Origin of the sequence: Cupriavidus cauae, from assembly GCF_026210475.1 — a bacterium.
Taxonomy (GTDB): Bacteria; Pseudomonadota; Gammaproteobacteria; order Burkholderiales; family Burkholderiaceae; genus Cupriavidus; species Cupriavidus cauae.
Genome location: NZ_CP080294.1, coordinates 641,229 through 653,992, shown reverse-complemented (window position 1 = coordinate 653,992; position 12,764 = coordinate 641,229). Strand labels below are relative to the sequence as shown.

Below are 12,764 nucleotides of genomic sequence, written 5' to 3'. Positions count from 1 at the left end.
GCAAGGGCCGGCTTCCGCGGTCCGCGGCCCCGCATCACCGCATCCCATCATTCCAATCGACCTGTCCGACATCATGCGCACCCTTCTCGCCACCACATTGGCCGCCGCGGGCATCGCCGCGGTCTGCTTCATCGGCAATGGCGCCAACGCCGTTGGTTCCGCCGGGGGTTCCCCCGCTGGTCCCGCTGCTGGTTCCGCTGTTGGTTCCGCTGTTGGTTCCACTATCCCCAATCAAACCAGGGCCCCCGAATTCGCCGGCATCGAGCGCTGGCTGAATTCGCAGCCGCTTTCGATGGAGGGCTTGCGCGGCAAGGTCGTGCTGGTCGATTTCTGGACCTATTCCTGCATCAATTGCATCAACACGCTGCCCTACATCAAGCAGTGGCACGACAAATACAAGGACCAGGGACTGGTGGTGGTCGGCGTGCATACGCCCGAATTCCCGTTCGAAAAGTCGACTGCCAACGTGCAGGCCGCGATCAAGCGCTTCGATATCCGCTATCCGGTCGCGCAGGACAATCGCTATGCGACATGGTCCGCCTACCACAACCGATACTGGCCCGCGCTCTATCTGGTCGATGCGGAAGGCAGGATCGTCTACCAGCATTTCGGGGAAGGGCAGTACGCGGAAACGGAGGCGGCGATCCGCAACGCGCTGGCGCAGCGCAAGTAATGCAGGGCCTGTCTCCGGCCGGGGCGTAGCGCGGCGCCCCGGTGCATGCGGGGAATGGGGTTCAGCGGACCCGGGGAGTCGCCCGGATGGCGCGCGGTGCCAGGATGTGGCCCAATGCAGGCGAACCCGCCGGTCCCAGGCAGAGGCCTGGCCCGGGTTCCGATAATCACATCCCAGGAGACTTCGAATGAAGCCAACCCGCGCCCTGCTCAGCATGCTGTTGTTCGCGTCCGCCACCGCCTCCGCCCCCGCTTTTGCGCAAGGCAAGCCCGTGGTGCAGTTCATCGCCACGGGCGGCACCATCGCGATGAAGATCGATCCCGTCAAGAATGCGCCGGTGCCGGCGATATCGGGCGACGACCTGCTTGCCACGGTGCCCGATATCGGCAAGTACGCGACCATCCAGGTCAACAACCTGTCCAACGTGCCGTCGGACTACATGGACCCGCCGCGCTGGATCGCGCTGACCCGGGCCGTGCAGGCATCGCTCGATCGGCCCGACGTGGCCGGCGTGATCGTGTCGCACGGCACCGATACGCTGGAGGAAACCGCGTACTGGCTCGATCTGACGGTGCGCTCGGACAAGCCCGTCGTGCTGATCGGCGCGCAACGCAACGCATCGTCGCCTGACTTCGACGGCCCGCGCAATCTGCTGAACGCCGCGCGCATCGCCGTCGACGAGCAATCGAAGGGCAAGGGCGTGATGCTGGCGATGAACAACCAGATCAATGCCGCCCGCTACGTCACCAAGACCCACACCTCGAACGTCGAGACGTTCAACTCGGGCGACTTCGGCTTTATCGGCGAGGTATATCCGGACCGCGTGATCTACACCAGCACCCCATCGCGCCGCCAGCACATTCCGATCCAGACCGACAAGATGCCGGAGGTCGAGATCGTGGCGATGTACGGCGGGGCGGACGGCGCGGCGCTGCGCAACGCGGTCGACCGCGGCGTCAAGGGCGTCGTGGTGCAGGCGCTCGGCATGGGCAACATGAACCAGCCGATGTTCGAGGCCGTCAAATACGCGCTGTCGAAGAAGGTGCCGGTGGTGATCTCTACCCGCGTGCACAACGGGCGCGTGCTGCCGAACTACGGCTTCGTCGGCGGCGGCAAGACCAGCTTCGACGCCGGCGCCGTGATGGCGGACGATCTGAAGCCGGCCAAGGCGCGCATCCTGCTGATGCTGCTGTTGCAGCGAGGACTGACGAGCCAGGCCGACCTGCAGGCGGCGTTCAGCCGCTAGGGCGGGCAGCGCTCCTGAGTCCGCTATGCGGCCGGTGGCCAGATCCAGCCCGGCCACCGCCGCTTCAGCCGGTCGGCGACGATGCCGACCTCCGCCATGGCCTGCGCCGCGATTTCCGAGGGCGGCGACGTCTTGCGGCTGACCAGGCCGACGGACCGCACCGGTCCGTCCACGATCTCGGCCACGCGCATGCCCTTGAGCGACAGCAGCGGCATGATGCCCAGATAGGGCAGGACCGCAATGCCCAGCCCTTCCTTGACGAAGCCGGCGATGGTGCCGATCTGGTCCAGCTGCAGCTTCGGCCGGAACTGCACGCCGCGCTGCAGGAACGCGGCGCTCATGTACTTCATCGCGGTGCTGCGGTCGGTCATGCTGATCAGGGGCAGGCCGGCCAGTTCGTCCATGTGCATCCGCTTGCGCAAGGGCTTGCGCCACTGCGCCGGGGCCAGCAGCACAAAGCGATCGCGCAGGATCTCCTGGAACAGCAGCTCGGGGTTCGACGGCGAGGCGGAGGCCAGCGCGAAGTCGACCTGGTAATCGATCACGCGCTGTACCGCGGCCTGGTCCGCGCAGTCGTGCACGGCGATCTGCGCATGCGGGTAGCGCTTCTCCAGTGCCGCGCAGACGCCGGGCAACAACACATTGGCCAGCGACGGCAGCGCGGCGATCGACAGCCGCTGCGCCTCCTGTTCCGCGCGGCTCTGCAGATGCCGCAGGCCGGAATCGAACTCGCCGACGATGCGGCGGGCCATCGGCACCAGCTGCTCGCCCGCCGGCGTCAGGCGCACGCTGCGCGTCGACCGTTCGAACAGCGCGATGCCCAGCTCCTCCTCCATCTCCTTGACGGCCTTGCTCAACGACGGTTGCGTGACGAAGAACTGCTCGGCGGTGCGGCTGAAGTTCAGCGATTGCGCCAGCGCGAGAAAGATCCGGAGTTGGCGGGGCGTGATATTCATTCTTCAGGGCTATCAATCTATAGACAAAGGGAATTTCCGCAATAAATGTAGTCTCCCTAGAATGGGCCGCGCAAGCTTTTGCGGGACTTCTTTGCAGACCTCGACAACGGAGACGAGATGCTGGATCTGAACGGCAAGGTAGCGCTGATCATGGGATGCGGCGCCGTCGCCGAAGGGTGGGGAAACGGACGCGCCACCGCCATGCTGATGGCGCGGCAGGGGGCGCGAGTCTTCGGCACGGACCTGCATCTGGCGCATGCGATGCGCACGCGCGAACTGATTGCCGCGGAAGGCTTCGACGCCGATGTGCTCGCCTGCGACAGCACCAGCGCCGAGCAGGTCGAGCGCGCGGTGCAGGCCTGCCTGTCGCGCCATGGCCGCATCGATATCCTGGTCAATAACGTCGGCCTGTCGCAGCCCGGGGGTCCCATCGAGATGGACGAAGCGGTCTGGGACGCGCAGATGCAGGTGAACCTGAAGGGCGCGTTCCTGGCCTGCAAGCACGTGCTGCCGATCATGAAGACGCAGGGCGGCGGCGCTATCGTCAATATCGCCTCGGTGGCCGGGCTGCGTTATGTGGGCAAGCCGCAGGTCGCCTATGCCGCGGCCAAGGCGGGCCTGATGCATTTCACGCGGACCACCGCGGTGATTCACGCGCCGGACAACATCCGCCTGAACTGCGTGGTGCCCGGCCTGATGCATACCCCGCTGATCGAAGGGTTGGCGGCCAAGTATGCGGGCGGCGATACCGAGGCGTTCATCGCCCATCGGCATGGCCAGGTGCCGATGCAGCGCATGGGCGATGGCTGGGACACCGCGCACGCGGTGCTGTTCCTGGCAGCCGACGAGAGCCGCTATATCACCGGCACCGAGATTGTCGTCGACGGCGGGCTGGTTGCCGCGACGCGATAGATAAACAGCGATAGCGGCGGCATTGCCGCATGGCATGGGCAAGGCTCTCGCCGGCCTTGCCATCGATAACGGCAACGACAGCGACAACGACAGCGACAACGACAACGACAACGACAAGGAGACAACGATGACAAACCGATCCCGGCGCCTGCTTGGGGCCGCGGCGCTGGCCGCCGCTGCCCTTTTTCACGCCGCGCCCGCCTGGAGCCAGGCGTATCCGAGCCAGCCGATTCGCCTGATCGTGCCGTTCGCGCCCGGCGGCGCGGTGGACCAGACCGCGCGCACGATTTCCGGCGCGCTGGGACGGGAGCTGGGCCAGCCGATCGTCATCGAGAACAAGCCCGGCGCCAGCGGCTCGCTCGGCGCGGCCGACCTGGCGCGGGCGAAGCCGGACGGCTATACGCTGATGCTCGCGCTCGATTCGCACGCGGTGAACCACTACACGGTCAAGAACCTGCGCTTCGATACCTTCAAGTCGTTCGACTACCTGAGCCTGCTGGTCACCACGCCGCAGGTGCTCGTCGTCAACAACGCGCTGCCGGCCAACAATCTCGATCAGCTGGTGACCTATCTGAAGGCGAATCCGAACACGTCGTATGGTTCGGCGGGAACGGCGTCGGCAGGGCACGTCAACAGCGCGCAGCTGTCGCTCGCCCGGCAGCTGGCGACGACCCATATCCCGTACAAGGGCGCGGCGCCGTTGCTGACCGATCTGCTGGGCGGCCATGTCCAGTATGCGTTTGCCGGCCTGTCGGTGATGCTGCCGCATATCAAGGCCGGCAAGGTCCGCGCGCTGGCCGTCAGCTCGCCAAAGCGCTCGGCGATGTTGCCCGACGTGCCGACCATGAGCGAAGTGATTCCGGGCTTCGAATATCCGACCTGGATTGGCCTGGTCGCGCCGCATGGCCTGCCGCCGGAGGTCCGCGGCAAGCTGCTGGCGGCAACCCACAAGGTCATGCACGATCCGGAGGTATCGAAGCGATTCGCGGAGAATGCCTTCGATATCGTCAACAGCAGTCCCGAGGCGTTCGCCGCCCGGGTCAACAAGGACGCGGCCGCCATGGGCGACCTCGTGCGCCGCAAGGTGATCGTCGCCGAGTGATTGCCGGCGACGATCCTTGCCGAACAATCTTCGCCGAGCCGTCCTCGGCGAACGAACTTTGCCGAACGATCTTCGGCAAGCGATCTTCGCCGACTGAAACACCGAACCATCCATCCCACTACGGACATCGACATGGCCGCCATTCCCTACGCCGATCTTTCGGCGCCCGACATTCAGCCGCTGGCCGAGCGGATCGCCGCCGAGCGCGGCAGCGTGCTGCACCTCTATCAGATGCTGCTGCACGCGCCGCCCGTCGCCGAGGGCTGGCTGACCTATCTGACCGCCATCCGCCAGAAGTCCACCTTGCCGGGCGCGCTGCGGGAGATGGTGATCATGCGCGTGGCGATCCTGAACGGGGCTTCCTACGAAGCCGACCAGCACGCGCCGATCGCGCTGAAGGAAGGCATGACGCAGGCCCAGCTCGATGCGTTGCCCGCCTGGCGCGACAGCACGCTGTTCGTCGACGTCGAGCGGGCGGTCCTCGCCTACACCGACGCGATGACGCGCGACATCCGCGTCGAGCCGGCGGTGTTCGCGGAGATCGCCCGGCACTTTTCGCACCGGCATGTGGTCGAGCTGACCGCGACGATCGCGGCGTACAACATGGTGTCGCGCTTCCTCGAGGCCCTGCAGGTGCATTCGCACGACGCAAGATAGCGCGGTCAGCGCACCGCGGAGCCACCTGCGGGCGGTGCCTGGTCCGACTCGAAGTCCATCGTGTCCATATCGACATCGGACGCGACCGGCTTGCCGAACAGCTTCAGCCAGACGAAGCCCAGCACACCCGCGCTCAGCGACGCCAGCAGGATCGCCATCTTCGAGGCATTGATCACGCCGGGCTCGCCGGTGAAGGCCAGGTTGGTGATGAAGATCGACATCGTGAAGCCGATGCCGCCCAGCAGGCCCGCGCCGAACACATGGCGCCAGCGCAGGTCCAGCGGCAGCTTGCAGATGCCGATGGCGACCGCCAGGAAGCTCACGATCGTGATGCCCAGCGGTTTGCCGACCACCAGCCCGGCCAGGATGCCCAGGCTGTTCGACGAGGCCAGCTCCTGCGCCCAGTCGCTGCCGATCACGATGCCGGTGTTCGCCAGCGCGAAGATCGGCAGGATCACGAAGGCCACCGGCCGGTGCAGCACATGCTCGAGCCGATGCGACGGCGATGCCGCGTCGTCCTGTCGGGCGGAGAACGGAATCGCGAAGGCCAGCAGCACGCCGGCGATCGTCGCGTGCACGCCGGACTTCAGCATCAGGAACCACATCAGCGCGCCGCCCAGCAGATAGGGAATCAGCGACATCACGCGCAGCACGCGATTCAGGAACAGCAGCGCGCCGAACACCGCGAGGGCGCCGAGCAGGTAGACGAACGCCAGCTCGGCCGTGTAGAACAGCGCGATCACGATGATGGCGCCGAGGTCGTCCATCACGGCTAGCGCGGTCAGGAAGACCTTCAGCGAAGCCGGCACGCGGCTGCCGAGCAGCGCCAGCACGCCGAGCGCGAAGGCGATGTCCGTCGCCATCGGAATGCCGATGCCAGCCTGCGTCGGGGTGCCGCCGTTGAATCCGAAGTGGATCAGTGCGGGAACGGCAATGCCGCCGGCCGCCGCGACGATGGGCAGCAGCGCATTGCGCAGGCTGGACAGCTCGCCGTTGTACAGCTCGCGTTCGAGTTCGAGGCCGATCAACAGGAAGAAGATCGCCATCAGCGCGTCATTGATCCAGTGCTCGACGCTAAGGCTGGCGACCTTCACATGCCACAGATGGAGGTACTGGTCGCCGATCGGCGAATTGGCCAATATCAGCGAAATGACGGTGCAGACGATCAGCAGGATGCCACCCGCCTTCTCGGACTCGAAAAAGCGCTGGAAGGTATTGGAGAGTCTTCTTTGTACGATTGCCATGGGGCCTCTCTTGGGAGCTATACCGGGAGACATACCGGAAGACATACCGGCAGATATGCCGGGATGGAAGCGAAGGGAATGGCGCGCGCGCAGGCGCCGCGGCTCCCGCGGCCGGGAGGCGCGGAGGGCGGCGTTGCGTGACAGCGCGTGGAAGCGGAGAGTCGACCAGTGAAATGGTCTGGATGAGGGTGGTGCATGCATCGGTCGCGGAAAAGCCGCGTGGCGGCCCGACCGACGCTGATCCTGCCACCCCGTGGGGTGAGCACCCGCGCGGAAGTATACCGGAACCCGATTGCCGGAACCGAATGGCCGGAACCGAATGGGCGGAACCGAATGGGCGGAACCGAATGGGCGGAACCGGATTTCCGGAAGCGGATTGCCGGAAGCGGATTGCCGGAAAGGGGCGGCAGGAAGGCTGGAGCGTTGCTGAGGTGGGTCAGCTCCGCGTCGCAGCGGCGCCGGACCGGCGCGCGAACGGCAGCCGCCATCCAAGCGTCATGCCGGCGGCCGCGATCAGGATTGCCGCGGCGCCGGCCCATTGCGCCCAGTCCAGGCGCAACCCGAACGCCACCATGTCGACGACGATCGCCACCACCGGATAGATGAAGGACAGCGCCGCCGTCATCGCCGTCGACAGCTTCTGGATCGCGCCGTACAGCAGGATATAGACCAGCCCGGTATGAACGACGCCGATCGTCACCAGCATCGGCCACGAACCGTCATAAGCCGCGAGGTCCGACAGATTCGCGAACGGCGCCAGCATCGCCATGCCGACGCAGGCCTGGATCAGTGCGATCAGATGCGGCGGCACGCCCGACAGCCGCTTGGTGATGATGGCCGCCACCGCATAGAAGAACGCCGCGCCAAGCGCCAGCGCGATGCCCCCGAGATAGTCGGTCGCGCCATGCCCGTGATCCGGCTTGGCCTGCACGATCATCAGCACCCCCGCGAACGCGATCAGCAGCCAGGCCAGCTTGGTCAGCGTGATGCGCTCGGAAAACAGCAGCGCGCCCAGTGCCACCAGCATGAACGGTTGCGTGTTGTAGACCGCCGTCGCGATCGAAATGGACGCGCGCGGATAGGCCGCGAACAGCAGCAGCCAGTTCATCACGATGGCGACGCCGCCCAGCGCCGCGAGCCCGAGCGTTCGCCAGGTCAGCTGCCGCAGCATGCCCAGCGCGCCGCAGACCGCCAGCAAGGTCAGCGCGCCGAACAGGCAGCGCCAGAACACCACGTCGCGTATCGGCTGTCCGGACTCGACCACGAACCAGCCGATGGTGCCGGACAACACCATCGAGGCCGTCATTTCGGCAGTGCCGCGTAGGAAATTCACCGTCTTTCTCCTGAAGGCTCAATGGTGTTTAGAATCGCATGACAAGGGCGCGGATTCTATACCCATTATTAGGATGGATCGCCTCCTTTCCTGTATTTGAAAGGCATAACCCCTTCTTCCCTAAAGGAATCAAAAAAATGCTCGACGATGTCGATCGGCGCATTCTTGCCGTGCTGGCCGAGGACGCCCGGATTTCACTGAAGGAACTGGCCGCTCGTGTCGGCCTGTCTTCGCCGAGCACTTCGGAACGGCTGAAACGCCTGGAAGAGCGCAAGGTGATTCGCGCCTTCACCATCGATATCGATCCCGCTGCACTCGGCTATCCGCTGCAGGCGATCGTTCGCATCCGGCCGTTGCCCGGCAAGCTCCATATCGTGCAGAAGCTCATTGCCGAGATTCCCGAGATTGGCGAATGCGACAAGGTGACCGGCGAGGATTGCTTTGTGGCCCGGCTGTATGTGCGATCGATCGAGGAACTGGATGGCCTGCTCGATCGCGTCGCGCAAATGGCGGAAACCAATACCTCGGTGGTCAAGGCCAAGGTGGTGCACAAGCGCGGCGCGCCGATCGGAAAGGCCGGCGACTAGCGCCTCGTCGCTTGCGCGCCAGAACTGCATCGTGGAACGTGCGCGTAAAGCCTTGCCAAAAATCCGATCGACGGTACATTGTTGCGGGAAACCGGCCGGCCGGACCGTCCGGCAACAATCACCATCCGAGGTGGAGACAAGCGATGCGTACCGTCAACGCGCAGTTCCTGTTCGATTTCGGCAGCCCCAACGCCTATCTCGCGCACAAGGTCATTCCGGACATTGAAGCGCGCACCGGCGTGACATTCGAATACGTTCCGATTCTGCTCGGCGGCCTGTTTCGGCTGACCGGCAATCGCTCGCCGGTGGAGGCGTTTGCCGGCATCAAGAACAAGCCGGAATATGGCCGTCTGGAAATGGAACGCTTCGTCAGGCGGCATGGCCTGACCGCGTTTCGTATGAATCCCCACTTTCCGGTCAATACCCTGCAGATCATGCGAGGCGCGATCGCAGCGAGTCAGGATGGCAGCTTCACGCGTTATGTCGATGCGGTCTTCGGCGCGATGTGGGAGCGCGGATTGAAGATGGACGATCCGGCCGTGATCGAGGCCGCGCTGAACGAGGCGGGGCTCGATGGTGCCCGCCTGCTCGAGGCGATCAATCAGCCGGCCGTTAAGGAAACGCTGCTGGCCAATACGCAGCGCGCATTCGAGCGCGGGGCATTCGGCGCGCCGACTTTCTTCGTCGACGACGAGATCTTCTTCGGCAAGGACAGCCTGCGCGATGTCGAAGAGGAAATCGTGCGGGCGCGCGCCGCCTGATTCGCGTTCGGTCATTCCACTCGTTCGGAGCCTTCCTGCCCATGAAAACACGCATCACTGAACTGTTCGCGATCCGCTATCCGATCATCCAGGGCGGCATGCATTTCGTCGGCCTGGCCGATCTGGCGGCGGCCGTCTCCAATGCCGGCGGCCTGGGCATCATTACCGCGCTGACGCAGCGCACGCCCGAGCTGCTCGCCAAGGAAATCGCGCGTTGCCGCGAGATGACGGACCAGCCGTTCGGCGTCAATCTGACCTTTCTGCCGACGTTCTCGGAGCCGCCCTATGCGGAGTACATCGCCGCGATCGCCGAGGGCGGCGTGCGCATCGTCGAGACCGCGGGCCGCAGTCCCGAGCAGTACATGCCGGCCCTGAAGGCGGCCGGCATCAAGGTGATCCACAAATGCACGTCGGTGCGCCACGCGCTGAAGGCCGAGAGGATCGGCTGCGATGCGGCCAGCGTGGACGGCTTCGAATGCGGCGGCCATCCGGGCGAGGACGACGTGCCCAACATGATCCTGCTGCCGCGGGCCGCCGAAACACTGAAGATTCCGTTCGTCGCATCCGGCGGCATGGCGGACGGCCGCAGCCTGGTGGCCGCGCTGGCGCTGGGTGCCGACGGCATCAATATGGGAACGCGCTTCCTGGCCACCGAGGTAGCGCCGGTGCATGTCAACGTCAAGCGGGCCATCGTCGAGGCGAGCGAACTCGATACGCGGCTGATCATGCGGGCGCTGCGCAATACCGAACGCGTGCTGAACAACGGCGGCGTCGAGCGGCTGCTGGAAATCGAACGCGAGAAGGGCGCCGATCTGAAGATCGCTGACATCTACGACCAGGTTGCGGGCATCTATCCGAAGGTGATGGTGGAGGGTGATGTCGAGGCCGGTGCATGGAGCTGCGGCATGGTTGCCGGCCTGATCCACGATATCCCGAGCGTCAAGACGCTGATCGACCGGATCGTCAGGGAAGCCGAGCAGCTGACGTTCGAGCGGCTGGCGGGGATGTTCGACGCGCGGCGCTGAGCGGTAAAGCATGGGCGAGGCACGGTGCCTCGTGCCATGCGGGGAAGCCGGGTGCCGGAAACGCGGAAAGCCCCGAGTCCTGAGTCCGCAGCCCGCAACCCGCAACCCGGAGCCTGGAGCCTGGGGCAGGAGCCCGAGACCGGAGCCGGAGCCGGGTCCGGGACTGCCGGCAGTCAGATCACCACGCCTCGATCCAGGGCCGCAGATCGAGCTCGTGCGTCCACGCGTCCCGCGGCTGCTGGTGCAGCATCCAGTAGGCGTCGGCGATATGCTCGGGATTCAGGATGCCGTCGCGATCCTTCAGCGCATAGCGCTCGGGAAAGTTCTCGCGGATAAAGGCGGTGTCGATGGCGCCGTCGATGATCGGGTGCGCAACGTGAATGCCCTGCGGCCCCAGCTCCTTCGCCATCGATTGCGCCAGCGCGCGCAGGCCGTGCTTGGCGCCGGCAAACGCCGAGAATCCGGCGCGGCCGCGCAGGCTGGCCGTGGCTCCCGTGAAGAAAATCGAGCCGCGTCTGCGCGGCACCATCACGCGCGCCGTCTCGCGACCCATCAGGAAGCCCGCGAAGCAGGCCATCTCCCAGACCTTGAAGTAGACCCGGGCCGTCGTGTCGAGAACGTCGAAGCGGACGTTCGCGCCGATGTTGAACACCGCCACCTCGATCGGCGCGATGTCGGCCTCGATCCGCTGCACCAGGCTGGTCATTTCCTCTTCCTTGCGCGCGTCCGAGCCAAAGGCATGGGCAATGCCGCCTTCGGCTTCGATCTGCTGGACCAGCGGTGCCAGCTTGTCGGCGTTGCGCCGGGTCACGCAGGCGATATAGCCCTCGCGCGCAAAGCGCCGCGCGATCGCTCCGCCGGTCGCGTCGCCGGCACCGATGACGAGGATGGCCTTCCTTTGGCTCATGGTGTCTCCTTCGAATGGGGCGCTGCTTCGCCGGTCATCCGGCGGCAAGCCGATTGAGAATCTTCGCAACGCCAGACAGTGTCCGCGATTTCGCCGAATGCTGCCGAGCGAGCCATCGATGTGCCGCGCGATCGGGCGTTGATCGATGCCGGTCCGCCGGGCGGCATGAAACGCAAAATGCGTGTCCTTCTGTGAAGCATCGAGAGCTCATGCGGAGGATGCTGTCGGCCTCGACACTCCTCAGTTATCGGCTCCAACCATGGTTCAGCTCGAAGACGCCAGCTACAAGCAGTTGTTTTCCTCTCCATCGATGGTTCGCAACCTGGTCTCGGGATTCGTCGCCGACCCGTGGCTGGGCAGGCTGGATTTCGGCTCGCTGGAAAGCATTGCCTGCCACTACGTCGCGGACGATCTGCAGCAGCGTGCCAATGACATCGTGTGGCGGGTCCGCGCCGACGACGAATGGCTCTACCTCTATCTGATGATGGAGTTCCAGAGCACGGTCGATTACGGCATGCCGGTGCGGATCATGTCCTATCTTGGGCTGCTCTATCAAAGCCTGATCCGCAAGGAATACGTCAAGCCTCGGCGCGGCATTCCGCCGGTGCTGCCCATCGTGCTGTACAACGGCGAAACGCCATGGAACGCGCCGACCGATATCGCCGCGATGCTGCCCGACGTGCCCGGCCTTGTCGGGGAGCACTTGCCCAAGCTTAAATACCTGTTGCTGGATAGCGGACGCATCAGCAAGGATCAGCTTCGCGCGATGCGCAACCCGGTTGCCGTGCTGATGCAGTTGGAAGAGGCGGAAACCCAGCAGGAGGTCGGCGAGTTGATCGACAAACTCGCCGACATCGTGAAAGGCGACGAGGAGCTGCAGCGAATCTTCCTCAACGTGTTGCCGGGGCTCATTGGCCGGCGTAGTGGCAACACGCTGGACGTACCGGTGGTCAATGATCTTGTGGAGATGAAGATGAAACTAAGTCAGAGCTTCAAGGTGTGGGCGCATGAGTATAAGGCGGCCGGACGGCTGGAGGGCGAGGCCCGGATACTGCAGCGGCAACTTGCCACTCGCTTCGGAACGTTGCCAGAATATGCGGTAGCCAGGATTCAGGCCGCAACGGAGGAGCAGCTCGATAACTGGTCAACGCGATTGCTTCGCGCCGAAACGCTGGACGACGTATTCAAAGACGATCCAGCGTGACACCGCACGGCTTTTCACACAGGCCAACATCCAAAGTCGCGCCGCCCTCTGCTCCGCCGCACGGCGGCTCCGGCTCTTCAATCAATCCGCTGGAATCCCGAACTCCTTGACGATCCGGCGGCTCAGCATCCTAGGCTTCTTCCGCGCCATTCGGGTC

13 protein-coding genes are annotated in these 12,764 nt (G+C 64.9%); 9 read left to right on the top strand and 4 right to left on the bottom strand.

The features are described 5' to 3' along the window. Positions 1 to 73: 73 nt before the first annotated feature. Positions 74 to 673, top strand: a complete 600-nt coding sequence (locus KZ686_RS18385) for a thioredoxin family protein (protein WP_265634740.1) — start codon at positions 74 to 76, stop codon at positions 671 to 673. Positions 674 to 887: 214 nt separating this feature from the next. Beyond that, positions 888 to 1,919, top strand: a complete 1,032-nt coding sequence (locus tag KZ686_RS18380; RefSeq protein ID WP_265635292.1) for an asparaginase — start codon at positions 888 to 890, stop codon at positions 1,917 to 1,919. 23 nt (positions 1,920 to 1,942) lie between these two features. Here KZ686_RS18380 and KZ686_RS18375 read toward each other — a convergent pair whose 3' ends face one another. After that, positions 1,943 to 2,875: a LysR family transcriptional regulator gene (locus KZ686_RS18375; RefSeq protein WP_226109287.1), complete on the bottom strand. Its 933-nt coding sequence runs from the start codon at positions 2,873 to 2,875 to the stop codon at positions 1,943 to 1,945. A 117-nt stretch (positions 2,876 to 2,992) separates the two neighbouring features. On the opposite strand from KZ686_RS18375, the gene KZ686_RS18370 reads away from it, so the two are divergent. The 3 genes from KZ686_RS18370 to KZ686_RS18360 all read left to right on the top strand — a co-directional run bounded on the left by KZ686_RS18370 (position 2,993) and on the right by KZ686_RS18360 (position 5,546). After that, complete coding sequence (locus KZ686_RS18370) at positions 2,993 to 3,787, top strand: SDR family NAD(P)-dependent oxidoreductase (RefSeq protein WP_150082216.1); 795 nt, start codon at positions 2,993 to 2,995, stop codon at positions 3,785 to 3,787. A 34-nt stretch (positions 3,788 to 3,821) separates the two neighbouring features. After that, positions 3,822 to 4,889, top strand: a complete 1,068-nt coding sequence (locus tag KZ686_RS18365; RefSeq protein ID WP_223819446.1) for a Bug family tripartite tricarboxylate transporter substrate binding protein — start codon at positions 3,822 to 3,824, stop codon at positions 4,887 to 4,889. Positions 4,890 to 5,021: 132 nt separating this feature from the next. Next, positions 5,022 to 5,546, top strand: coding sequence for a carboxymuconolactone decarboxylase family protein (locus KZ686_RS18360; RefSeq protein WP_150082217.1), 525 nt, complete (start codon positions 5,022 to 5,024; stop codon positions 5,544 to 5,546). 5 nt (positions 5,547 to 5,551) lie between these two features. Here the strand turns inward: KZ686_RS18360 and nhaA are convergent, their stop codons facing one another. Both nhaA and KZ686_RS18350 read right to left on the bottom strand, forming a co-directional pair. After that, positions 5,552 to 6,790: a Na+/H+ antiporter NhaA gene (gene nhaA / locus KZ686_RS18355; RefSeq protein ID WP_265634736.1), complete on the bottom strand. Its 1,239-nt coding sequence runs from the start codon at positions 6,788 to 6,790 to the stop codon at positions 5,552 to 5,554. A gap of 436 nt (positions 6,791 to 7,226) precedes the next feature. Next, positions 7,227 to 8,096: a DMT family transporter gene (locus tag KZ686_RS18350; protein ID WP_149319624.1), complete on the bottom strand. Its 870-nt coding sequence runs from the start codon at positions 8,094 to 8,096 to the stop codon at positions 7,227 to 7,229. Between the two features lie 164 nt (positions 8,097 to 8,260). Here KZ686_RS18350 and KZ686_RS18345 point away from each other — a divergent pair, with 164 nt between their 5' ends. The 3 genes from KZ686_RS18345 (at position 8,261) to KZ686_RS18335 (ending at position 10,496) form a co-directional block, all read left to right on the top strand. Beyond that, the gene (locus KZ686_RS18345; RefSeq protein WP_265635290.1) at positions 8,261 to 8,710 is read left to right on the top strand and encodes an Lrp/AsnC family transcriptional regulator; all 450 of its coding nucleotides are present in this window, start codon (positions 8,261 to 8,263) and stop codon (positions 8,708 to 8,710) included. Positions 8,711 to 8,853: 143 nt separating this feature from the next. Further along, a complete protein-coding gene (locus tag KZ686_RS18340) occupies positions 8,854 to 9,471 on the top strand; it encodes a 2-hydroxychromene-2-carboxylate isomerase (protein ID WP_265635288.1) in 618 nt (205 codons plus the stop codon). 41 nt (positions 9,472 to 9,512) lie between these two features. After that, complete coding sequence (locus tag KZ686_RS18335) at positions 9,513 to 10,496, top strand: NAD(P)H-dependent flavin oxidoreductase (protein ID WP_265634734.1); 984 nt, start codon at positions 9,513 to 9,515, stop codon at positions 10,494 to 10,496. 178 nt (positions 10,497 to 10,674) lie between these two features. Here KZ686_RS18335 and KZ686_RS18330 read toward each other — a convergent pair whose 3' ends face one another. Continuing rightward, positions 10,675 to 11,403 (bottom strand): SDR family oxidoreductase, encoded by a 729-nt coding sequence (locus KZ686_RS18330; RefSeq protein WP_226109277.1) that lies wholly within the window; start codon positions 11,401 to 11,403, stop codon positions 10,675 to 10,677. 259 nt (positions 11,404 to 11,662) lie between these two features. Here KZ686_RS18330 and KZ686_RS18325 point away from each other — a divergent pair, with 259 nt between their 5' ends. Then, the gene (locus tag KZ686_RS18325) at positions 11,663 to 12,607 is read left to right on the top strand and encodes an Rpn family recombination-promoting nuclease/putative transposase (RefSeq protein ID WP_226109275.1); all 945 of its coding nucleotides are present in this window, start codon (positions 11,663 to 11,665) and stop codon (positions 12,605 to 12,607) included. Positions 12,608 to 12,764: the final 157 nt, after the last annotated feature.